General features: G+C 62.5%; 22 protein-coding genes. 8 read left to right on the top strand and 14 right to left on the bottom strand.

The window, feature by feature from the left end; genetic code table 11:
- Positions 1 to 8: 8 nt before the first annotated feature.
- Positions 9 to 755 carry a hypothetical protein gene (locus ACRQEC_RS08655; RefSeq protein ID WP_301575457.1) on the bottom strand — a complete coding sequence of 249 codons (747 nt, stop codon included), beginning with the start codon at positions 753 to 755 and terminating at the stop codon, positions 9 to 11.
- Between the two features lie 315 nt (positions 756 to 1070).
- Here ACRQEC_RS08655 and ACRQEC_RS08650 point away from each other — a divergent pair, with 315 nt between their 5' ends.
- A complete protein-coding gene (locus ACRQEC_RS08650; RefSeq protein WP_301575467.1) occupies positions 1071 to 2444 on the top strand; it encodes a class II fumarate hydratase in 1374 nt (457 codons plus the stop codon).
- Positions 2445 to 2477: 33 nt separating this feature from the next.
- On the opposite strand, the gene ACRQEC_RS08645 is transcribed toward ACRQEC_RS08650, so the two are convergent.
- From ACRQEC_RS08645 to ACRQEC_RS08615, 7 genes are all read right to left on the bottom strand, one after another.
- Entirely contained in the window at positions 2478 to 3515 is a 1038-nt protein-coding gene (locus ACRQEC_RS08645) for an SGNH/GDSL hydrolase family protein (protein WP_435729930.1), read from the bottom strand.
- Positions 3516 to 4082 (bottom strand): dihydrofolate reductase, encoded by a 567-nt coding sequence (locus tag ACRQEC_RS08640; RefSeq protein WP_301575455.1) that lies wholly within the window; start codon positions 4080 to 4082, stop codon positions 3516 to 3518.
- Positions 4083 to 4091: 9 nt separating this feature from the next.
- Positions 4092 to 4892 carry a thymidylate synthase gene (locus ACRQEC_RS08635; protein ID WP_284897313.1) on the bottom strand — a complete coding sequence of 267 codons (801 nt, stop codon included), beginning with the start codon at positions 4890 to 4892 and terminating at the stop codon, positions 4092 to 4094.
- Positions 4893 to 5003: 111 nt separating this feature from the next.
- Complete coding sequence (locus ACRQEC_RS08630; RefSeq protein WP_301575454.1) at positions 5004 to 5462, bottom strand: DUF2505 domain-containing protein; 459 nt, start codon at positions 5460 to 5462, stop codon at positions 5004 to 5006.
- A gap of 99 nt (positions 5463 to 5561) precedes the next feature.
- Positions 5562 to 5951, bottom strand: a complete 390-nt coding sequence (locus ACRQEC_RS08625) for a hypothetical protein (RefSeq protein ID WP_301575453.1) — start codon at positions 5949 to 5951, stop codon at positions 5562 to 5564.
- Positions 5944 to 6189, bottom strand: a complete 246-nt coding sequence (locus ACRQEC_RS08620) for a type II toxin-antitoxin system RelB family anti-toxin (RefSeq protein WP_301575452.1) — start codon at positions 6187 to 6189, stop codon at positions 5944 to 5946. Before ACRQEC_RS08620 ends, ACRQEC_RS08625 begins: the two co-directional genes overlap by 8 nt.
- A 58-nt stretch (positions 6190 to 6247) precedes the next feature.
- Complete coding sequence (locus tag ACRQEC_RS08615) at positions 6248 to 6679, bottom strand: hypothetical protein (RefSeq protein WP_435730495.1); 432 nt, start codon at positions 6677 to 6679, stop codon at positions 6248 to 6250.
- A 243-nt stretch (positions 6680 to 6922) separates the two neighbouring features.
- Between ACRQEC_RS08615 and ACRQEC_RS08610 the strand changes: the two genes are divergently transcribed.
- A complete protein-coding gene (locus ACRQEC_RS08610) occupies positions 6923 to 7417 on the top strand; it encodes a hypothetical protein (protein ID WP_301575450.1) in 495 nt (164 codons plus the stop codon).
- A gap of 25 nt (positions 7418 to 7442) precedes the next feature.
- Here ACRQEC_RS08610 and ACRQEC_RS08605 read toward each other — a convergent pair whose 3' ends face one another.
- Genes ACRQEC_RS08605 through ACRQEC_RS08590 form a run of 4 tightly spaced genes read right to left on the bottom strand, consistent with a single transcriptional unit; the run spans position 7443 to position 11021 of the window.
- Positions 7443 to 7946, bottom strand: a complete 504-nt coding sequence (locus ACRQEC_RS08605; RefSeq protein WP_301575449.1) for a hypothetical protein — start codon at positions 7944 to 7946, stop codon at positions 7443 to 7445.
- Positions 7943 to 9175 carry an MFS transporter gene (locus tag ACRQEC_RS08600; protein WP_301575448.1) on the bottom strand — a complete coding sequence of 411 codons (1233 nt, stop codon included), beginning with the start codon at positions 9173 to 9175 and terminating at the stop codon, positions 7943 to 7945. Before ACRQEC_RS08600 ends, ACRQEC_RS08605 begins: the two co-directional genes overlap by 4 nt.
- 3 nt (positions 9176 to 9178) lie before the next feature.
- Positions 9179 to 9394 (bottom strand): hypothetical protein, encoded by a 216-nt coding sequence (locus tag ACRQEC_RS08595; protein ID WP_301575447.1) that lies wholly within the window; start codon positions 9392 to 9394, stop codon positions 9179 to 9181.
- Positions 9375 to 11021 carry an amino acid permease gene (locus ACRQEC_RS08590; protein WP_301575446.1) on the bottom strand — a complete coding sequence of 549 codons (1647 nt, stop codon included), beginning with the start codon at positions 11019 to 11021 and terminating at the stop codon, positions 9375 to 9377. Before ACRQEC_RS08590 ends, ACRQEC_RS08595 begins: the two co-directional genes overlap by 20 nt.
- 150 nt (positions 11022 to 11171) lie before the next feature.
- On the opposite strand from ACRQEC_RS08590, the gene ACRQEC_RS08585 reads away from it, so the two are divergent.
- Complete coding sequence (locus ACRQEC_RS08585) at positions 11172 to 12629, top strand: sensor histidine kinase (RefSeq protein ID WP_301575445.1); 1458 nt, start codon at positions 11172 to 11174, stop codon at positions 12627 to 12629.
- Positions 12630 to 12740: 111 nt separating this feature from the next.
- Here the strand turns inward: ACRQEC_RS08585 and ACRQEC_RS08580 are convergent, their stop codons facing one another.
- A complete protein-coding gene (locus tag ACRQEC_RS08580; protein ID WP_016441656.1) occupies positions 12741 to 13001 on the bottom strand; it encodes a WhiB family transcriptional regulator in 261 nt (86 codons plus the stop codon).
- Between the two features lie 236 nt (positions 13002 to 13237).
- On the opposite strand from ACRQEC_RS08580, the gene ligA reads away from it, so the two are divergent.
- Entirely contained in the window at positions 13238 to 15856 is a 2619-nt protein-coding gene (gene ligA / locus ACRQEC_RS08575; RefSeq protein ID WP_301575444.1) for an NAD-dependent DNA ligase LigA, read from the top strand.
- A 125-nt stretch (positions 15857 to 15981) separates the two neighbouring features.
- Here the strand turns inward: ligA and ACRQEC_RS08570 are convergent, their stop codons facing one another.
- Entirely contained in the window at positions 15982 to 17223 is a 1242-nt protein-coding gene (locus tag ACRQEC_RS08570) for a phospholipase D-like domain-containing protein (protein WP_087069777.1), read from the bottom strand.
- Positions 17224 to 17303: 80 nt separating this feature from the next.
- Between ACRQEC_RS08570 and gatC the strand changes: the two genes are divergently transcribed.
- From gatC to ACRQEC_RS08550, 4 genes are all read left to right on the top strand, one after another.
- A complete protein-coding gene (gatC, locus tag ACRQEC_RS08565) occupies positions 17304 to 17600 on the top strand; it encodes an Asp-tRNA(Asn)/Glu-tRNA(Gln) amidotransferase subunit GatC (RefSeq protein WP_301575443.1) in 297 nt (98 codons plus the stop codon).
- Positions 17601 to 19130: an Asp-tRNA(Asn)/Glu-tRNA(Gln) amidotransferase subunit GatA gene (gene gatA / locus ACRQEC_RS08560; RefSeq protein WP_026429254.1), complete on the top strand. Its 1530-nt coding sequence runs from the start codon at positions 17601 to 17603 to the stop codon at positions 19128 to 19130.
- A 3-nt stretch (positions 19131 to 19133) separates the two neighbouring features.
- A complete protein-coding gene (gene gatB / locus ACRQEC_RS08555; protein WP_301575442.1) occupies positions 19134 to 20633 on the top strand; it encodes an Asp-tRNA(Asn)/Glu-tRNA(Gln) amidotransferase subunit GatB in 1500 nt (499 codons plus the stop codon).
- Positions 20634 to 20777: 144 nt separating this feature from the next.
- Entirely contained in the window at positions 20778 to 21962 is a 1185-nt protein-coding gene (locus ACRQEC_RS08550) for an NAD(P)-dependent malic enzyme (RefSeq protein WP_284890515.1), read from the top strand.
- The last annotated feature ends 102 nt before the right edge of the window (positions 21963 to 22064 follow it).

Here is a 22064-nt window from a genome sequence, read left to right as displayed (position 1 = left end):
CGTGATTCTTATAAAAGAATAATGAGCAGAGCAATACCCAGCGCTGCCGCGAGTCCGCCCATCCCGAGGCTCAGGTAGCGCTGGGTTTGCGCGTGGGTTTGTGCCTCGCTCAGCTCCACCTGCGCCTCGGCCAGCTCATCCTCGCTGGTCTCCAGCTGGGTGCGGGTGGCGGCCAACTGCGCCCGCGCCTCGCGCAGCTGCACTTCAAGGGTGCTGATCTGGCTGGTATAACGTTCCTCATGCGCGGCCGACGTGCGCGCCGAATCCACAGTCAGGCGCGCCTCCCGAGCCCGCCCCGCCGCCTCGAGGGCCGCGTAGCGCCGTCGTTCTTCTTCCACCTGCTGCTCTAAACCGCGCACGCGCGCAACCAGGCGGGCCGCACGCCGCATCGCGTCCTCGCTGCGGGCCTGCGCGGTCACGGCACTCTGCTCCACGCCCGAGGCATAGACCACGCCCGCCTCCAATTCTTTTTCACGACGACGCAGATCCACCACCAGGCCCTCCAGCTCGGCTACGCGGGTCTGGAGAGTGGCCGCCTCCGCGCGGGCGCCCTCATGCTCGCGGCGCAGCTGGAAATTATCGGTATTCAGTTGGGTATTTTCCGCGCGCAGGTTTTCACACTCGGCGCGCAGTCGGTCACGGTCTTCCCGGAGCGCAGCCTTTTCCGTGGTGGCAGAAGTGGCGGGCGCCGAGGCGCGTTTGCCGCGCGCGGGAGTATCAAGTGCCCGAGAACCGCGCCGTCGCTCCGTAGCCATGACCCTCCTTCGTCCGCGCTTGACTTTACCTAATAAACATAGCGCGCGCAGATCTTCGCGGCCCGCCCGCGGCCGGCTTTCCAGGCCAAACACCGCGGGCGTGAGCGATGCCACTTTGGTGGCGTAGGCGAGACGGCGCAGGGCGAGCGTGGGTGGCGTGCGCGGCGGCGCGGGCAAGCAGGCGGAGGCAGCGCGCACATAGCAGGCGCTACCCTTGGAATCATGACAAAGGATCAGCTCACCGGCGCGGCCGGCACCGCCGTCGCAACGCAGCCCGCCGCCGCAGCTCAGCTCACCCGCACGGAAACGGATTCGATGGGCCCGGTCGAGGTGCCCGCCGCGCACTACTGGGGCGCGCAGACCGCCCGCTCGCTCCAGCATTTCCCCATCGGCGGGGAACGCTACACCTGGGGCGGCCCCCTCATCCACGCCTTTGGGCTGCTCAAAGGCGCTGCCGCCCGCGCGAATGCCGAGCTCGGGGTGCTTGATCCGCAGCTCGCCTCGCTTATCACCGCGGCGGCTAGCGAGGTGGCCGAGGGGGTGCTCGACGCGGAATTCCCGCTCAAGGTTTTCCAGACCGGTTCGGGCACCCAAACGAATATGAACGTCAATGAGGTGATTGCCGCGCGCGCGAATGAGATCGCCACCGGGCAACGCGGCGGGAAAAGCCCGGTGCACCCCAATGACCACGTCAATAAGGGCCAGTCCTCGAATGATGCCTTCCCGACCGCGATGTATGTGGCGGTGGCTCGGGAAACACACCGCCATCTCATCCCGGCGGTGGAGGCCCTGGCGGCCACGTTCCGCGCTCGCGCGAGCCAGTTCCCGCACGTGGTGATGGTGGGGCGCACCCATCTTCAGGACGCCACCCCGATCCGCTGGGATCAGGTGGTGGGTTCGTGGGCAGCGCAACTGGAGGGCGCGCTCGCGGGGGTGCGGGCAGCGGCGCGGGGCCTGCACCGGGTGGCGCTGGGCGGGACCGCGGTGGGCACCGGCCTGAATTCGCATCCGCGTTTCGCGGCGCGGGTCTGCGAGCTGCTCGAGGAGGCGACCGGTTTACCGTTCCGTCCCGCGGATAATCTCCCCGCGGCCTTGGCTGCCCACGATGACCTCGTAGCATTTTCGGCGAGCCTGCGCACCCTGGCCACCGCCGCCATGAAGATCGTGAACGATATTCGCTGGTATGCTTCCGGCCCGCGCACCGGCATCGGCGAAATCGCGATCCCCGATAACGAGCCGGGTTCCTCGATTATGCCGGGCAAGGTGAATCCGACCCAGGCGGAGGCCCTCACCCAGGTCTGCGTCGCGGTGTTCGGTTTCGACGCCGCAGTTGCTTTCGCCGGTTCGCAGGGCAATTTCCAGCTCAACGTCTACAAACCAGTCATGGTGTTTTCGGTGCTGGAGGCGCTGCGCCTGCTCGGCGACGCCCTGCGCACCTTCGAACGTTTCTGCGCGGCCGGCATCACCCCGCGCGCGGACGTCATCTCCGCGCACCTGGACCGCAATCTCATGCTGGTCACCGCACTCGCTCCTCATATTGGGTACGACGCCGCAGCCAAGCTGGCCCGCGCCGCTCAGGCCAGCGGGGCTTCGCTGCGGGAGGTCGCGCTTGCTTCGGGGCAGGTCAGTGCGGCTGATTTTGACACGTGGGTGAATCCGGCTGCAATGACCGAACCGGAAGCGAGCTAGGTGCGCGGCACGACAGGTTGACTAGGCGCGCCGTTAGGGCGTGGCCGGTGTGGTTTCGGGGACGGCGAAGCCGGCTTGGGCGAGGAGTTCGCGCAGGTAGGCGTGTATTTCGCGGTAGCCGCGCGCGGTGGGATGCATCCAGGCCCGAATATCCGTAGCGGTGAAGGGGGAGACGAGCCAGGTTTCTGCACTGTCGTCACTGTCCTCGCTGCCGCGGAAGGCGTGGGCACGCGGTTCGTGCCCGGCAAATAGTGCCTGGGTGGAGGCGAAGAGGAAACGGTCGGATCCGGTTTCTTTCCGCATCTGGGCGATGACGCGTTCTTGCATGGCGTCCGCGGCGTCTTGGAGCTGGGTGAGCGCGGCCCCGGCATCATAGCTTTCCACGACCGGTGGGATGAGGTAGGAGCGTTCCGCGAAGAGCCGTGGATAGCCCACCAGGATAGCGGTGGCCTGGCCGTGGGAGGCGGCATCGATGGACCGCAGGATCTCCAGGGTGGCTTCTTCGATAGCCGGGAGGGCTGCGGTGGCTGTGTTTATGGCTTCTTCGCAGCTGTTCGGGGTGCGGAGCACGAAGCAGGAACTGATGATCTGAGCGAAGTTGGCGTCGTTGCCGCCGGCGGTGAGGAAAACGACCGAGGTGGCCGGGGTGACGGCACTAACTTGTTCTGCGATATCGGATGTTCGCGCCCCGGAACACGAGGCGTTGGTATAGCTGGCGCCGAGTTCGCGGGCGAGCGGGGCGGAGTAGTTATCGGGGGAGCGCCGGCAGGTATCTTCTTCGTAGGTGCCGGCCCCGTTACCGGAGGAAAAGGAATCGCCGAGCTGCACGATGGCGGTGATGGGCCGCGGAGTGGGAGAGGGCTGCCCGCCCGCTTTACCGGCGGGAGTGCATGCCGCGCAGCTGAGCGCCACGGCGGCAAGGCCGGCAAGGGCGGCAAGGGCGGCAGCGGCCCGCGCGGTGCGCGTGCGAAAGGTGAGTGAAGCGCTGGCCTGGACCTGGCCGGAGCGAGACCGCTCGGCACGCGCGATGCGTGCGCTGCACAGCCCGCGGCCGGCGCCCGCACGCGGCATTTAGGCCACCTGCCAGGCCGCATCCGAGGTAGCAGGAAGTAGATCCTCCGGGATAACAACACCGGGGCGAGCCCAGACTTCGTACCGGTAGCGCAGCCCGGTACGCGAGGTATGCCAGCCGTCATGAGCTGCTCCCGGCGAACTAAGCCGCAGCTCCCAGCCCGGGCCAATAGCGGGCGCGAAAATATCGGCATCTACATCGGCATCGATAACGGTGCGGATAAGCACCTGGGAGCAGTCCCGAGTTTCGGCATAGACCCCGGCGCCCCCGCATACCCAGGCGGCATCCGCCCCGGTAGCGCGGGCCAGCGTGAACGCCTCCTCAAGATTCGCGGCCAGCTGCGCACCGGGAACCTCGAAATCTTCTTGGGTGCTCACCACGATGGTGGGGGAGTGTGGCATGGGCCGCCGCCCCGCAGAAATCCAGGTTTTCCGCCCCATAATCACGGGCCGCCCGCGCACCGCCGCCCGGAAAAAGGCCGAATCCTCTGGAACATCCCAGGGCAGGCGCAAGCCTTTCGCGAGGGCGTGATCACGGGCTTCCGCCCAGATTTGTGCAATGAGCATGGCTTCCTCCTAGACCGAGACCGCGCCGGTGAGCTTGGGATGGTGTTGGTAGCCCTGGGTGGCCGAAATATCATCCATCTCATAGGAGAAGAGGGAATCAGCTTTGCGCAGCTCCAGAGTGGGGAAGGGATAGGGTTCACGCGAAATCTGTTCACGCACCTGATCAAGATGGTTGAGGTAGATATGGCAATCCCCGCCCGTCCACACAAAATCACCAACATCCAAGCCGACCTGCTGGGCAATCATATGGGTGAGAAGAGAATACGAGGCAATATTGAAAGGCACTCCGAGGAACATATCCGCACTGCGCTGGTAGAGCTGGCAGGACAGCTTGCCATCGGCTACATAGAACTGGAAGAAAGCATGGCAAGGCTGGAGCGCCATCTTATCCAGATCCGCCACATTCCACGCGGAAACAATCATGCGCCGCGAATCCGGATTGCTGCGCAGGGTTTCCAGAAGCTGGGAGATCTGATCGATATGCCGGCCATCCGGCGCGGGCCAGCTACGCCACTGGTAGCCGTAGACCGGGCCGAGCTCACCATTCTCATCAGCCCATTCATCCCAAATGGTGATGCCATTGCGCTGCAACCACTCAATATTGGTAGAGCCACGCAAGAACCACAGGAGTTCCCCCTTGATCGGCTTCATGGCCACGAACTTGGTGGTGATACGCGGGAAACCATCAGCCAGGTGGTAGCGCAGCTGGCGCCCGAAGACAGAGAGGGTACCCGTGCCGGTGCGGTCCCCCTTGCGAGTCCCATTGGCGAGGATATCGGCAAGCAGATCTTCATATTGGCGATTAATCATGAACCCATCCTACGTGGCTACTACGACAGAAAAATTGGCTCCGAAAAAACTACCCGGCTAAGCCGCTTCGGCAAGGCTTCCCCGGGAAGGGCAGCATACCGGGCGAGCATCCTAGCCCTGCGCGATGATCTCGCGGATAAGCGCGGCGTCGCGCTCCACCACTTTCGCGGCGTACTGGGCCACCTTCTCTTCAATTGTCTTGCCGACGAAAGGAATGGAGACCCGCACCTCACCGGTGACCGTGACGGTGGCCGGCCCGGAACCGGAAACCTGGAAATCGGCGCTGGCGTGGACGGGAAGTTTGGCTTCCAGCTGCGCTGCGACGTCGTTCCCACTGCGAGTGAATACGATACTGGCCGCTAAACCGGAAGAAAGGAAACGCCGCGCCTGCGCGGGAAGCTGGTCGGCGCTGACCTGCACCGTCATGACCGCACGCTCGGCGCCGGGCGTGAAGGAGGACGGTTGCGTGTGGAGCGCGGCGAGGCGGCGGTTGGCGAGTTCTTCGGACATGAGGACGGTGGCGACGGCGCTCGCGGGGGCGCTGATCTCGTAGGTATGGGAAAACTGCATGGCTATATTTTCCCGCATGAGCGCGGCGAGAGGGAAGCTCTGCCGGGTTTTTCAGCGCAGAGCCGGAGAGGCGGGGGCTCTAGCTGCCCGCGTGGAGATCTATCGCTGAGCGCTTTTTTCCGGTTTGAACATCGGCAGGCCGGTGAGGGAAAGCCCCACAGCCTGCGCGACGTCCAGTAGTTTTGTGGCCATAATCGGCCATACAAGATCAATGAGTTCTGAGGTAATGTCCTGGTTCTTGTCTTCCAGATTTTCAATACGCACGCGTGCCGTGACCTCGGACAGGTACACTTCTTTACCTTGGAATGTGGCGACAAGATTCATGGTGACATCAGCGGTCGAAACGCCTGCAGTGTCTTCATCGAGATCGATAAACCGCGTATGTACGTCCAAATGGCTTCCAAGATCACGCTGGCTGTCGTTGTAATATCTGGTCGTTTTGCCCGAAACCTCGATAAAACTAATATCCGTGATGTTGTCTCTAAGCATTGTCCTTGATCCGTTTCTTTTCACCAGTATTGAGGCTTCCATCCCAACCGAAAGTGGTGTCCTGCTCGTCTAGGTCTTTCACGTCGTAGTCGATGGAAACACCGATAGCGACTGCGTAGGAATGCAGTCGCTGTATCGTAGGGTTGATGACCCCGGACTCCAACTCGGAGACCCATTCCGGTGTTACACCGAGGAGTTGGGCCACGCGGTCTTGAGAGATTCCCTTGCTTTCACGCACCGAGCCGAGAGCTTCGAGAAATAGGCGATTTCTCCGAGCTTGCTCATATGAGCGTCGCCTAACAGTGGGAAGGATCCTCACGGTTCTCACCCCTCTTCTCTAACCAAAATTCTCCTCTTTGTTGAGCGAGATCAATACTTGCGTTTTGTTGTGTTTTCCAATTCGGAGAGTCGTCTTTCGCTCCCAAACATAGAGAAACGAGTCCACCCCATTCGGGTGGCTCACCATAATAAATGCGGATAAGAAGCCTTATCTGTTCAAGTTCAATTGGCTCTGGGAGGCGTATTTCTACGACGCCCGGTTGCCGTTTGCAGATCGAGGCCTGATCTCTGTTGAGCTCCCCGAGTTTGGCACTTTCAAGGAGGTCGTCAATATGGCCTGCTATGAGAGCCATAGAGAAATCCCTGCTTGTGTCCGTTCCGAGCATATTTCCTATGTCAGCTAAGTCGTTCGAGAGCCAGCTTCCGGGCGTATACCACTCGATGTTCACGCCAGAAAACTCATTCCCGGGATGTGCCCATTCGTATATGCGCACAGACTCGCTTGCGCCCCTGTTGGAACGGGAGCGCAAGTTTTTCGGGTCGGCCAACCGGAACTTATGCATGTCCTCATTGTGGCATAAGTCGGCCTTCCGAACACTACACTAATCTTGACACGAGGTGTTCGAACGGAAAACGACGCAGGCGTTGCTCAGCGGAGAGCGCCTGCGGCATACGCGCCCAGCGGAGGTGATATGGCTACTGATATAACGACGATACTAAGTCCTAGAACGATCAGGAATATCCTGCGTTTTCGAACGGCTTGTATGGTTGTTTTTGCCGTGCTCGTTGCGTGGCTTGGGGCTATAGGCGCGCTCTACTGGAATATCGTTCCAGGATTCTATATTGACCGAACTCCTACGATTCCCGAGGATGCGCACATTATCGTCAATCAGGCTGCTGCCGGGGAAAAGATTTTCACGGTATATCGGGATGAGGGCGATGTGTGCGTCGCCGCGTACGGGAAGGCATTTGATATCCCGTATACGGAATGTGTGCCGACCGCAGAACAGATTGAGCCCTCAGATATCACCGTGCAATGGCTTGGTTTCAACGGCGAAGAAGTGGACCCCGCTTCTCCCGAGGTTGCGGCGGTTCGCTTTCGCATTGCAGCCGGTGGGAAGATCATCCTCGAGCACACCGAGTCCTACCTGGAGGAAGCGTTTCATATACTTGGAAAGATTATCTAGCGGGATGATCTAGTTGGTGCTCGGGCTATAAGCCAGGGGCTGATGCGTCCGGTGTCGGTACATCGGGTGTCGTTGCATCCGGCGTGGTAATGCACGGCGCCTGTTCTGGAGTGTGCGGGGTAGATTTCTGCGCCGCCTGGTGCAGGACGTGGGCGTAGCGGAGCCTTTCCTTGCGATGGCGGCAGGAAAAGAAGCCGACAAAGGCATAAACTCCGCAATTCACAAGGAGATAACCGCCGAAGAAGCGCGGCATATCCGGAAACCAATTCCACGCCAGCGGCCACATTGCCAGACCTGCTACCAACCCAATGAATATGGCGCCCCCGCACAAAACTAAGGATTTTCGGGATACCAGGCGCAGCGGAAGAATCAAACCGAGGAGGCTACAAGCGAGTATTGATCCGAAAGCCAAGTACCCGGCGTAGTAGCGCTTATCGGGCTGAATGAGGTCCACGATGGGATACGCGGCATGGCACACAAAGATCAGCAGAGCCACGGATAGGTACGACTTCCAGCCAAGATTCTTCACCGCTGCTCCTCATCTGTTTCCTTGACCTGAACGTAGCGATTTGCGATTGGAATCCACGTCAGCATGACGAAGAAAAGAACAAGGGCGATTCCGCCCACTGTCACCACCGGACTTTGATCTGCACCCCAGCCGATGACCGGGTTGAGCAAGATTCCAATGAGACTTCCCAGTGTGCTCGCAACGTTTAAAACCGTCGCGCGGCGCTCGCTCGGAATCTCTTTGTTAGCGACTGCCCGAGTGATCGGTCCACGCGCGAACATGCTGATAACCACCAGTGTGAAACCACTGATTACGCATATGATGTGCGGAATCATCATCAAGATAAATCCAATGACGCCGTATCCGAAAGCCAGGAGAAGGCCTACTCGCCTGCCGACTCGCTCAACGATCACCCCGGAGAAATGATCGTAAACTGCCGCAGCTAATTGCGCACCGCCAACGATGAAACCCCAGAAGGCAAGCGGCACATCAACTCGATCAAAAATTGGCTGGTTGAGCGTAAATACTGAATTGAAGAGCACAAAGACCGCTGCCGAAGCAACAGCGGTATACAGCAGCACCGGGGAACTGAACAGTAAGCTAATTCCCCGCTTCAAGGAAACAAGTGCCGTTTCATCCGTGGCTTTTTCAGATGTAGAAGCCGGCTGTGGTGGGAGGAAAAGAACCGCTACCGCGGCTAGACAAGCAGCGATAGCGGCAGCGCAAGCCGGCAAAGCAACATCAATCTTTGCGAGCACTCCACCCACGAACGAAGCAAAGACCCCGGCCACTAACTCAAGGGCGCCGAAGTGTCCCCACACCGCAACTGAGTCCCGATCTGCATTGTCGCCAAGGGCTTCGTAGATGTAGGCATCCTGCGTGCCGGTCAGCATCGCAATTCCTAGGCCGCTCAGCACAAAAGACGCGGTGAATGCGGTGAACGAGTTACCTAGCGCAAATACAACTTCCGCACACCCGTTGAATAAGAAACCGGAAAGGATAACCCACCGGCGATCAATTCTGTCCGATATAAGCCCGCTGGGTACTTCTGCAACAAGGATGCTCGCTAAGAGAATACTTTCGAAAATGAAAATATCTTCGAGGGACTGCCCTCGAGAAGTCAGGAAAACTACGCTGACCGGAACATAGAAGGTCAAGCCGGCAGCAATAATAGCCAAGGCCATGGGCGCTAACGAACGGTTATGCCACACCAATCTGAGTGCGGTGGTAGCTTTCATCGCAACACCCAATATCTACATCCTTATTTCGGTATTAGTGTCGGCACGAACCTCAGCACGCCTACCCACCAGCAACCCGTACGCAATTTCGATGCAGCCAATCACCAGCAGCAGTGCCCACGGCACCCACCAGCCGCGCTGGAGAATGACGGTGAGAAGAAGGGGGAGGAGGCCGGCAGCAATAGAGCTCGCCCCGGCCCACATCCAGCGTTTAGTTTTCGCTGACTCCATTAGTTGTAGCTCCTTCGCTCCCGGTCGCGGCATTACGCGCAGCCTCGGTACCACGCGCAGCCTCGGTACCACGCGCAGTGTCGGTGCCTTGCGTGGCCTCGGTACCACGCGTAGCATCGCCGCCATGCGAGGCCGCGGCACCCCGCGCCGCTTCCTCACCGGCCAGATCGCGCGGCGCGGGCAGCCCGCGCACCCGATCCAGAAAAACATAGATAAGAAGAAGGATACCCAGATAGGGCAGCCCGGCATACCAGGCTACCGGCATGAGCCAGAAGAGCGCCACAAAAATAGCCAGGCAGCCGGCCATGACCGCCAGATTCGTCACCGGGGCGCCCCAGAGGCGAGCCGGTGGGAGCTCGAGTCCCAGCTGCTTGCGGCGTCGTCGAAAAGCAATATGAGTGGCCATCACTAAAGCCCAGGTGAGCAGGGTCCCGACCGTAGCGCAGCCGTACAAATACGAGAAGCCGGCCTGCGGGGAAGTGAGCGCCAAAATGCAGGCGACCACCATTCCCACCATCGCCAAGGTCACCGCACCGCGCGGGGTGCCCTTCGGGGTGGTGCGCGCGGCAAAAGCGGGGGCCATGCGGTCAGTCGCCAGCGCGTGAATCATGCGCGAGGAGGTGTAGAGGCAGCCGTTCGCCGCGCTCAGCGCCGCCACCAGCAGCACCGCGTTCATAATATGCCCGGCGGCAGGAATCGCGGCGGCGTCCAACGCGTGCACGAAAGGCGATTGGGAAATATCGTGGAGCGGCTCGGCGGTCACCGTCCACGGCTGCATCGCCACCACCACCGCAATCGCCCCCACGTAGAAGAGCAGCAGCCGCCAAATCATAGTGTGCGCGGCGCGCGGAATATCGTAACGGGGATTGCCCGATTCCGCGGCCGTGACCGAGACGGTCTCAATCCCGCCGAAAGAAAAAACCGCCATGCACGCGGCAATAAAAACCGAGCCGGCACCCAGCGGCATAAAACCGCCGTGTTCGGTGAGATTGACCAGCCCCACCGGTTCGCTCGCGGGCAGCCCCACAAAAATAATAATGAGACCCAGCAGAATAAAAACCGAAATGGCCGCCACTTTAATCATGGAGAACCAGTATTCCGCGGTGCCGTACAGCCGCACCGTGGCCATATTCAGCCCCACAATAAACAGGGAACAGGCCACCGTGCCCACCGCGCTATTGAGCTGGGGCAGCCAGTGCTGGAGGTATTTCGCGCCGGCCGTCACCTCCGCGCCCACCGCCACAATATAGGTGACCGCCAGATTCCAGCGCGTCACAAAAGCCCCCAGGTTCCCCAGATAAGCCCCCGCGATGGTGCCGTGCCCGCCGGGAACGGGATGCGCGCTGACCATTTCCGCCAGCGCCCACACCACCGACAGCGCCAGCAGCCCGGCCAGCGCGTAGGAAATAATCGTGGCCGGTCCGGCCAGTGAAATCGTAGCCCCCGCTCCGAGGAACAGCCCCGTGCCCAGCGCCCCGGACAGCGCAATCATCGCGATTTGCGGGGAGGTGAGGCTGCGCGCCAGTGCGGTGTGGTGCGAGGTGGCGCGGGTACGTGCGTTGGTGCGGTTAGCTGCGGTGCGCGTGCGGGCCCGGGCGCCGGGCGAAGCGTGGTGGCGTGCGGCCATGCGGGCTTCCCTTCGTGGATAGAACGACGGCGCAGCGCGGCGCCGCCCCACCCGGCCTCCACCGCCGGCGCAGCCCGGCCCTCGCACTGCCGTGAATATAACTAACGCGGAACTACTAGTGTACTCGCGCGAGCGACTACTCTTAGGGGTATGCCATCTCTCGGTCATATCTTGGAACGGTCCCAAACGCTCTCCGCTTCGCAACGCGAATGGTTGCATCAGCTGGTGGGGGACTGGCAGTTACTCTCCGATTTTTCCTTCGCGGACCTCGTGCTGGTTACCCCGCTCCAGGATGAACGCTTTATTATTGCGGCGGCCTGCCGCCCGGCCACCAATGCCACCGCGCTCGATAATGACGTGGTCAATATGACTTTCGATCCGGCTGATTCGGAGAAATTCCGGGAGATTATTGCCACCGGGCAGCGCGGCACCGTTTATATTCACGGCCTGCGTTACGAAGGCTACCCGGTGCGCCGGGCCGGTGAGGATCCCTTCGCGGTTCTCGCCCTGGTGTATTCTCAGCGTTCGCGCAAAGAAACGGTGCTGCGGCATTCTTCCTACGAGGAAATTGAAGAGCAGCTCCTCGATATGGTCACCCAGGGCCTTTTCCCCCTGGAAGGCACCCCGAGCGGGTTCCGCCACGGCGCCCCGCGCGTCACGGACGGCTTCACCCATATCGATGCCGACGGCGCGGTAATTTTCAATAGCCCGAATGCGGTGTCTAATCTGCACCGCCTCGGGATTCGTTCCACTTTCGAAGGCCAGCTGCTTGCCGAGCAAATTACCTCGAGTATTGACGCGGAAACCCGCCTGGATGATGCGCTGCCGGTGGTGCTGCTCGGGCGCGCCCCGTGGATGACGGAGCTCGAATTGCGCGGGGCGGTGCTGTCCTTGCGCGCGGTGCCGCTGTGGAAGGATGGCAAGCACGTGGGCGCGGTGGTACTTTCGCGCGATATTAGCGAGCTGCGCCGGCGCGAATTGGAGCTGGTCAGCAAAGACACCACGATCCGCGAAATCAACCACCGCGTCAAAAATAATTTGCAGACCGTATCGGCATTGCTACGGATGCAGGCGCGCCGCGCCGACGATAAAAAGGTGATCGAGGTACTCTCCGAAGCCCAGCGCCGCGTGGAAACCATCGCCCTCGTCCACCAAATCCTCTCCCAAACCGTGGATGAAATCGTGGACTTTTCCGAGGTCCTCACCCCGCTGATCACCATGGCCACCGATATTGCCTCCACGGATGTGCGTGTTTCTTCCGAGGTGCGCGGCGAATTCGGGATGGTGGACGCCAATACCGCCACCCGCCTGGCCGTTGTCCTCAACGAACTGGTCTCCAACGCGGTGGAGCACGGCCTGCCGCACGGCGGACATATCGTGGTGAGCGCGGACCGCGAAGGGGACGTCCTCACGGTGCAGGTGAGCGACGACGGCGTGGGCGTGCCCACCACCGGCGTCAAGCAGGGCCTGGGTACCCGGATTGTGCGCACCATGGTGGAAGGCGAATTGCACGGCACCATTAAATGGGAGGCGCGGGAAGGCGGGGGGACCACCGTTACGCTCACGATTAATGTGACGGCCGGGCTGCCGCCCACGGATGAGAAATAGTTTCCCCTCCCGGCGCGCGTAAAGATTAAGTACGAGGACGCAGAGCGCTAAGTACGACGACGCAGCCCACGCGCAAAGCACGTGGGCTGGTAGGTTTTGGGCCGGTTCGCCTTAGGAGGCAAGTTCGCGCACTCGGCGGGCGCGGGCGGTGCGGCGGCGCAGCCGGCGGCGTTCATCTTCGGAGGTGCCACCCCATACGCCTGAATCCTGGTTGTGTTCGAGGGCGTAGTTCAAGCAGTCGTCACGGACGGTACATTCCTGGCATACCCGCTTGGCCCGATCCGTTTGGGCCAGGGCCGAGGCCGAACTACCAATCGGGAAGAAAAGCTCCGGGTCTTCCGTCAGGCACGCGGCACGCGAACGCCAATCCATGAATCCTCCTTTTCCCCGCCAGTGCGGGGCATTCCCGCCTCTGCGGGATATAGCCGTATGTGAGACCCATATATCTTTGCAAAGAGCGCAGCCGCGGTAAAGAGCCTACCGGTGTGATATTTCAACGCCCGCCCTTTCCGGGCTACTCACTTGTTATTCCAGGCTTAAACGACTATGGGGCGGCCCGCCGCGCGCTGGGGGTTTGAGGTGACCCGGCGGTGAGAGACAATAGGGGCATGAGCATTGACGAGGCCCGCCGCCGTTGGAATGAGATTGCCCCCACGCTAACCCGCGCGCAGATCGCCTACCATTCCGGGGCCGATCCGCTCATGACGGATGACCACTACGACCGCCTCATTCACGAGCTACGCGATCTGGAAGCACGCTACCCGGAGCTCGAGGCACCGGATTCCCCCAGCCGCGCCGTCGGGGCACCGGTGCAGAACGACGGCGCAGCCACTCTGGCCGCGGGTGCCCTGGCGGATGAAGGTGCTGAATCGGAGCGCGGTGCCGGAGCGGGGCTTGGCGCTGGATCGGAGCAAGGCGCCACCCCGGAGCTCAGTGCCGAATCGGAGCTCGGCTCCGTGCCCGTGCCTGATGCTCAGCCCTTCGCGCCGGTACGGCACCGCGAACGCCTCTACTCCCTCCAGGATGTCTTTTCCCTTGAGGATCTGCGCGCCTGGTACGCCGCGCTCCCGGGAGTAGCTGGGGAATCCGGCACCGCCGTCACCGCGGAAGCAAAAATCGACGGCCTCGCGATCAACCTGCGCTATGACAACGGCGCGCTCACCGTGGCCGCCACTCGTGGGGACGGCGTGACCGGGGAAGATGTCACCCGCAATATCGCCACCATTGCCGCCATTCCGCAGCGCCTGCGCGGCAGCGATATTCCGGACGTTATGGAAGTACGCGGGGAAGTATTCTTCCCCCTCGCCGATTTCGCCCAGTTCAATACCGAGCAGCGCCAGCGCCGCGAAGCAGCCGAACGCGAGCGCACGGCCGCGGAACAGGCTGGGGATACCGCAGCGGTGCGCGAAGCCAACCGCATCATCCGCTCCTGCCGCGAATTCGCCAACCCGCGCAATGCCGCGGCCGGCTCACTGCGCCAAAAAGACCCGGCCGTCACCGCCTCCCGCCCGCTCTCCTTTATCGCTCACGGCATCGGGGCGCTCGCGGGCGTGCCGGCCTCCCTGGCCGAAACGCTCTCCACCCAGGCTGGCGTATACGAAGCATTCGCACGCTGGGGCCTGCCCATTTCCCCCTACACCAAACTCGTTTCAAATTGGGAGGATATCGAGGCCTTCGTGGCAGACCTGGCCACCCACCGCTACGATCTCATCCATGGGATCGACGGCGCCGTCCTCAAAGTCAATGACCGCGCGGCGCAGGCCGGGCTCGGCTACACCTCCCGCGTCCCGCGCTGGGCCATCGCCTATAAATACCCGCCCGAAGAAGTGGAAACCACCCTCCTGGATATCCAGGTCAATGTGGGCCGCACCGGGCGTGCCACCCCCTACGCCATTATGGAACCCGTGCTCGTGGACGGCTCGGTTGTCACCCAAGCCACCCTCCACAACCGCGAAGAAGTAGCCCGCAAAGGCGTGCGCATCGGCGACGTCGTGATCGTGCGCAAAGCCGGGGATGTTATCCCCGAAGTGGTCGGCCCGGTCCTCCTCGAGCGCGACGGCACCGAACGCGAATGGGTCATGCCGCGCGCCTGCCCCTCCTGCGGGGCCACCCTCGCCCCCGCCCAGGAAGGCGATGTGGATATGCGCTGCCCCAATGCGCAATCCTGCCCCGCCCAACTGGCCGAACGCGTGGTCCATATCGGCTCACGCGGAGCGCTGGACGTGGAAGCCCTCGGCGAAGAAACCGCCCTCTGGCTTACCAACCCGGACGCCCGGCGCCGCGAAGCACTCATTGCCCTCGCCAGCGGCCACCGCCTAGAAATCGAAGGCGCGGACGGGCGCAAAAAAACCCTGCGCCTCGCGCGCGAAACGGCACGCGACCTGGGCATTGTGGACGGCGACGGCGCCATCCTCGACTCCGAGGTGATTATCCCGCCCGCGGTAGCCCGCAGCCTGGGCGTTCCCGAACCCCAAGAACCGGTGCTCCACAGCGAAGCCGGACTTTTCGCGGTACAAGCCGCCGACGTAGCCACCACCTGGGTATGGAAAGAAATACGCAACGCCGGCCAACCCACCGGCGACTACCGCTACGTGCGCGCCGCCTGGACCAAACCCGCGTGGGGAAGCAGCGCCGGCCAACGCGTCATCACCAAAGAAAGCGAACCCGGCAAAGCCCTCCTCACCATGCTCACCGAGCTGGAAAAAGCCCGCAGCAAAGAACTCTGGCGCAAACTCGTAGCCCTCTCCATCCGGCACGTCGGCCCCACCGCGGCCCGCGCGCTCGCGGCGGCTTTCCCGGATCTGGAGCAGCTGCGTGCCGCTTCCGTGGAGGAACTCTCCGCGGTAGACGGTGTGGGGGAGATTATCGCCCGCTCCTTTAAGGAATGGTTCGAGGTGCCCTGGCATCTGGACATTATTGAGCGGTGGGAAGCCGCCGGGGTAGTTTTCGCCGATGATACCGCGGCCGCGGAGCAGGTCCCCCAAACCCTGGCGGGCATGACCATTGTGGCCACCGGCTCCCTGGAGGGCTACACCCGCGATTCGGTCAAGGAAGCGATCGTCACGCACGGCGGGAAAGCGGCCGGTTCGGTCTCCAAGAAAACCACCGCGGTGGTGGTGGGGGAGAACGCCGGGTCGAAGGCCGCCAAAGCCGAAGAACTCGGTATCCCGCGCCTGAGCGAAGCGGAATTCACCGAGCTGCTGCGCACCGGCCAGCTGCCCGCATAGAACTGAAACAACGCACAAACCGCAGGCCGCACAGTAGCGACGCGGCGGGACGGCGCTGCGGCGTCGTACCCGTTGCGGCCGTGCGCGCCCCTCGCCACTACAGCAACGTCACTACCACAACGCCACTACAGCAGCGGCGCCAGCGGAGCCATGACCTTTTCGGTCACCCGCGCGAGCGTGCCGCGCTGATCCCATTCCCCCAGGGTGAGTTCGCGGGTATTCCGCAGGTCGAATTCGAAAATCTTCTCCATAACGGCCGCGAAACCGGCATCGTGAATCGACATATTAATTTCGAAATTCCCCCGCAGGGACAGCCGGTCAATATTCGCGGTCCCCACGGTGGACCAGGTGGAATCCATCGTCATGGTTTTCGCGTGAATCATGGCATCCTGGTAGAGGAAAATACGCACCCCGGCGCGCAGCAGCCGTTCGTAATGCGGCCGCCCCACCCAATCCGTATAAATATGATTGGAGTACTGCGGGATAAGAATCCGCACGTCCACGCCGCGTTCGGCCGCGTCGGTGAGCGCATCGAGCATGGGCGCATCCGGAATGAAATACCCCATGGTGATCCAGGCCCGCTGCGAGGAGCGTGCTAGCGCATCCAAATACAGCGAAGAAATAGGATAAGTATTATGCGCGGGGGAATTCGTAACCGCCCGCATGCGCGAATCCCAGTGGTGAGTGAGCGCGCGGCGCAGGGTGGGATGATCGCGTTTGCGGTAGGCATTCCACATATCCACAAAAGCCACGTCCAGCTCCCACACCGAGGGGCCTTCCACGCGCAGGTGGGTATCGCGCCATTCCGTCACGTACAGGCCGCCAATATTGTAGCCACCCACGTAGCCGACGCGCCCGTCCACCGTCAAGATTTTGCGGTGATCGCGCCCTTTATCGCGCGACCGCCCGGTCAAAATACCGGTGCGCACCAGCGGGAAATTCATCCAGTGCAGATTCGCGATCCGCGGCGGATGCCGGAACGAGGGCGGCTGATTGAGATTCCCCCAGGTGTCCAGCAGCACATGAACCTGCACCCCGCGGTGCGCCGCCGCGATTAGCGCGTCGCGGAAACGGTGCCCCACATGATCCGCTTTGACAATAAACCACTCGAAATAAATATGATCCCGCGCATTATTAATATCGGCGAGCATCGCGCGGTATACATCCGCGGCACCCGTATACAAGATTGCGTGGTCGCGCCCGACCTGCACTTCTTGCGGGGGCAGATGCGGATAAGAACTGACCGGTGGGGTGCGGCGTTTGCGCATTTCATCTACAACGACGACGGCGCCCGCGGCGGCCAAAGGCGCCGCGGCCGCGAGCATACCCGCCGTGCGCAGCACCCGGCGCGAAGTCCACTCAGTCATAGCGCCAATTGTAGACGCTCCCCGGTTCTCACTAATCCGCGGGTGCGCCATCGCGCGGTGCAACCGCGTAGACTTGAGCCATGTCGTCATTTTCTAAGGAAGAGGTAGCGCGCTTAGCGGAGCTATCCCGCATCGCCCTGACGGATGCCGAGGCCGAAAAAATGGCCGGTGAGCTTTCCGTCATCGAGGATGCAGTGAAGGCGGTATCCGAAGTTGTTAGCCCGGATATTCCCTTTACTTACAATCCGCTCCCGCTGGCCAATATCAAACGCCCCGATATTCCGGGGGAAACCCTTGATCGTGAGGAAGTCCTCGCCGCGGCCCCGGCCGCCGAAGAAGGTAAATTCCTCGTCCCGCGCATTATGGGGGAGGAATAAATGAATAGCTTGTTGCTCAAGTCTGCCGCGGAGCTTTCCGCGCTGCTGCGCGCGGGGGAGATCACCTCCGTGGAACTCACCACCGCCTGCCTGGATCGCATCGAGGCACTCAACCCCAAGGTGAACGCTTTCCTCTACGTAGATCGGGAGGGCGCTCTGGAAGTGGCCCGCGGGGTGGATGCCGCCCGCGCGGAAGGCCAAGAACTCCACCCGCTGGCCGGTATCCCTATCGCGGTGAAGGACAATATTTGCACCCGCGGGATCCCCACCACCGCGGCGTCGAAAATCTTGGAAGGGTGGCGCCCGCCGTACGATGCGAGCGTCGTCGTAAAAATTAAAGAAGCCCGGCTCCCTATCGTGGGCAAAACCAATATGGACGAATTCGCGATGGGGTCCTCCACGGAGCATTCCGCTTTCGGGCCCTCGCGCAACCCCTGGGATCTGGACCGGATTCCGGGCGGTTCGGGCGGCGGTAGCGCCGCGGCCGTCGGTGCGTTTATGGTGCCGCTCGCCCTCGGTTCCGATACCGGCGGGTCGATCCGCCAGCCCGCCGCGGTCACCGGAACAGTGGGAACGAAACCCACCTACGGGGCGGTGTCCCGCTTCGGTTTGATCGCCATGGCGTCCTCGCTGGACCAGATCGGGCCGGTGACCCGCACCGTGGAAGATGCCGCGCTGCTCCAGGAGCTGCTCAGCGGGCACGATCCCCACGATTCCACCTCGCTTCCCGATACTCCTTCCGGCCTGGTGGCGGCCTGCCACGGCGAAGCCGGCAGCTGGGACGGTGCCGGAAGCGATCCGGAGCGCCCGCTCGCGGGCCTCAAGGTAGGGCTCGTGGAAGAAATGCACGGGGAGGGCTACGCGCCCGGCGTGCTCGAGGCTTTCGAAAACGCGGTGGCGCGCATGCGCGAACTCGGCGCGGAAACGGTGGAGCTTTCCTGCCCCAGTTTCCACTATTCGCTGGCCGCCTACTACCTCATTATGCCCGCCGAAGTTTCCTCCAACCTGGCTCGTTTCGACGGGATGCGCTACGGCCTGCGGGTGGAACCCGAAGAAGGGCCGGTCACCGCGGAAACCGTGATGCGCGCTACCCGCGCGGCCGGTTTCGGTGAGGAAGTCAAGCGCCGCATTATCCTGGGCACCCACGTGCTCTCCGCCGGGAACTTCGATGCCTTCTACGGCGCGGCGCTGCGGGTACGCACCCTGGTCCAGCGTGATCTGGAGCAGGCCTTCTCCCGGTGCCACGTGATCGTATCGCCCACCTCGCCCACGGTGGCCTTCCCCTTCGGCTCGAAAACGAACGACCCGCTGGCCATGTACCTCAACGACATCGCCACCATTCCCGCCAACCTGGCCGGAATTCCGGGTATTTCGCTGCCGGCCGGACTCTCGGAAGGGCTGCCGGTGGGCTTGCAAATTCTCAGCCCGGCCCGGGCGGACGCCCTCATGTACCGGGTGGCCGCGGCCATCGACGCCGCGCTCGGCCACAACGTCCCCGCTGCCTGCCCCGCGCGGGATTGGGAGGAATAAAGCATGGATGAACTCATGAATTACGAGGACGCCGTCGCGCGTTTCGACCCGGTGATCGGTTTGGAAGTGCACGTGGAGCTGTCCACACACACCAAGATTTTCGACGCCGCACCCGTGGCTTTCGGTGCTGAACCCAATACCGATGTGCAGCCGGTCTCCCTCGGGCTTCCCGGTTCGCTCCCGGTGGTCAATGAGGCAGCGGTGGAATACGCGGTCAAGCTGGGCCTGGCCCTCAATTCCCGCATTAACGAGCTCTCGCGTTTCGAACGCAAGAACTATTTCTACCCGGATTTGCCCAAGGCCTACCAGATCACCCAGAACGCCCAGCCGATTATCCTGGGCGGCTACCTGGATATCGAGCTGGCTGACGGCACCCCCTACCGTTTCCCCATTGAACACGCGCATCTGGAAGAAGACGCCGGGAAGAACACCCACGTGGGTGGGGCCGATGGGCGCCTCCAGGGGGCGCGCTATTCACTGGTGGATTACAACCGTTCCGGGGTGCCGCTCATTGAGATCGTTTCCGATCCGGCTACCGGAGTGGGGAAGAACGCCCCGGAGATCGCCGGTGCGTACGTGCGCGGGATCCGCGAACTGGTGCGGGCGCTCGGCATTTCCGAGGGTCGCATGGAACGCGGCAATATCCGCGCGGACGTCAATGTGTCCCTGCGGGAAAGCCCGGATGCTCCTTTCGGTACCCGTACCGAAACGAAGAATGTCAATTCTTTCCGCGGAATCGAAAACACCATTCGCTACGAGATCTCCCGCCAGGCGGCCATCCTGGCTGCCGGCGGCACGATTCTCCAGGAAACACGCCATTACAAGGAAGAAATCCAGGGCACCATTGCCGGGCGCGTGAAGTCCGACGCGGATGACTACCGCTACTTCCCCGAACCGGATCTGGTTCCGGTGATCTGCACTCCCGCGTACGTGGAGGAGGTGCGCGCGGGGCTGCCCGAACTACCGGCCGCGAAGCGCGCCCGTATCACCGAGGAATGGCAGCTTTCCCCGGAGGAATTGCGCGATCTTATCAACGCCGGCGCGGTGGATCTGGTGGACGCCACCGTCCGGGCCGGGGCAACGCCCGCCGGCGCCCGCAAATGGTGGATGGGCGATATCGCCCGTTACGCCAAGGATAACGACGTCGAACTCGAGGACGCCCCCATTACCCCGGAGGCGGTTGCCGAGCTGGACGGCCTGATCCAGAGCGGGCGCCTCAATGACAAGTTGGGCCGCCAGGCGCTGGCGGGAGTCCTCGCCGGGGAAGGCAGCCCGGAGGAGGTTGTTGCCGCGCGCAATCTGGAGATCGTTTCCGATAGCGGGGCCCTGGAGAAGGCTGTGGATGAAGCCCTGGCTGCCAACCCTGACGTCGTCGAAAAAATTCGCGGCGGAAAGGTGCAGGCCGCCGGTGCCATTATCGGTGCCGTCATGAAGGCGACCCACGGTAAGGCCGACGCCGGTGCCGTGCGCGCTCTCATTATGGAGCGCGCCGCGGCCGAGTAAAGCGGCGGTGAACCGGGCCGATAAAGGCGCGGCGGTGAATTGGCCCGGTAAAAGCGCGGCAACGAACCCGGACGAAACCGGACATATCTCGTGAAGGAGGCGCAGGTGGCGCGAACACAAGCAGGGACAGAGCAACAATCTGACGTGGCATCACCTTCGGGTGCGGCCCAGCAGTTCGCGCCGCCTCCCTCCCAACGCGAGATTTTTGCGGCCCACGAAGGCGGCAAATTAGAAACCCACGCGACGTCCACCATCGAGAACCGCGAGGACCTGGCCCGGGTGTATACGCCCGGGGTGGCGAAAGTCTGCGAAGCGATTCACGCCCAGCCGGAACTGGCCCGCCGCTACACGGTGAAATCCAATACCGTGGCCGTGGTGACAGACGGCACCGCGGTGCTCGGCCTGGGCGACATCGGTCCGCTGGCCTCCCTCCCCGTTATGGAGGGGAAGGCCGCGCTCTTCAAGCGTTTCGCCGGCGTGGATGCCTGGCCGGTGCCCCTGGCTACCACCGATACCGAGGAAATCATCGCGGCGGTGCGCGCCATCGCACCCGCGTATGCCGGCATCAATCTGGAAGACATCTCCGCCCCGCGCTGCTTCGAAATCGAAAAACGCCTGCGCGCGGAACTCGATATCCCGGTCTTCCACGACGACCAGCACGGCACCGCCGTTGTGGTGCTGGCAGCCCTCATCACCGCGCTGCGTGTGGTCGGGAAAAAACCGGCAGACGCACGCGTGGTGGTATGCGGAATCGGCGCCGCCGGCACCGCGATTATTCGCCTACTGCTGGAATACGGGGTACGGGACATCATTGCCGTGGACCGCGCCGGTACGCTCGGTCCCTTCCGCAGTGAAATTAACCCCGGTCACGCCTGGGTTGCGAGCCGTACCAATCCCCGGCAGATCGACGGCGATGTGCGTGCGGCCCTGCACGGTGCGGATGTGTTCATCGGCGTTTCCGGCCCAAATATTCTCGACGGCGCAGCTCTGGACACCATGGCCAAAGATGCCATCGTTTTCGCCCTGGCCAATCCCACCCCGGAAATCGCTCCCGAAATCGCGCGCGAGCACGCCGCGGTGGTGGCAACCGGGCGTTCAGACTACCCGAATCAGATCAATAACGTGCTGGCTTTCCCCGGGATCTTCCGCGGTTTGCTCGACGCTCATGCCACCGAAGTCAGCGACACGATGCTGCTGACTGCGGCGAAGGCTCTTGCCGACTTGGTCGGGGAGGATGCCGATCCGGATTACATCATCGTTTCCGCCTTCGACGAGCGGGCTGCCGCCGCGGTGGCGCAGGCGGTTCGCGAGAGTGTGGCGGTGGCCTAGGAGACTCAGCCCGGTTCTCTCGGGTGTGTGGTGGGTGTCTCTTTGGTTTGATTTGCGTCTAGCGGGGTGGGCTTGTAAGCTTGTTATCCGTCGCCGAGAGCC

Source organism: Actinotignum saccati (assembly GCF_051265055.1).
Classification (GTDB): domain Bacteria; phylum Actinomycetota; class Actinomycetes; order Actinomycetales; family Actinomycetaceae; genus Actinotignum.
Note: the sequence above shows the minus strand (reverse complement) of the source record. Positions and strands in the feature narration are given on the sequence as shown.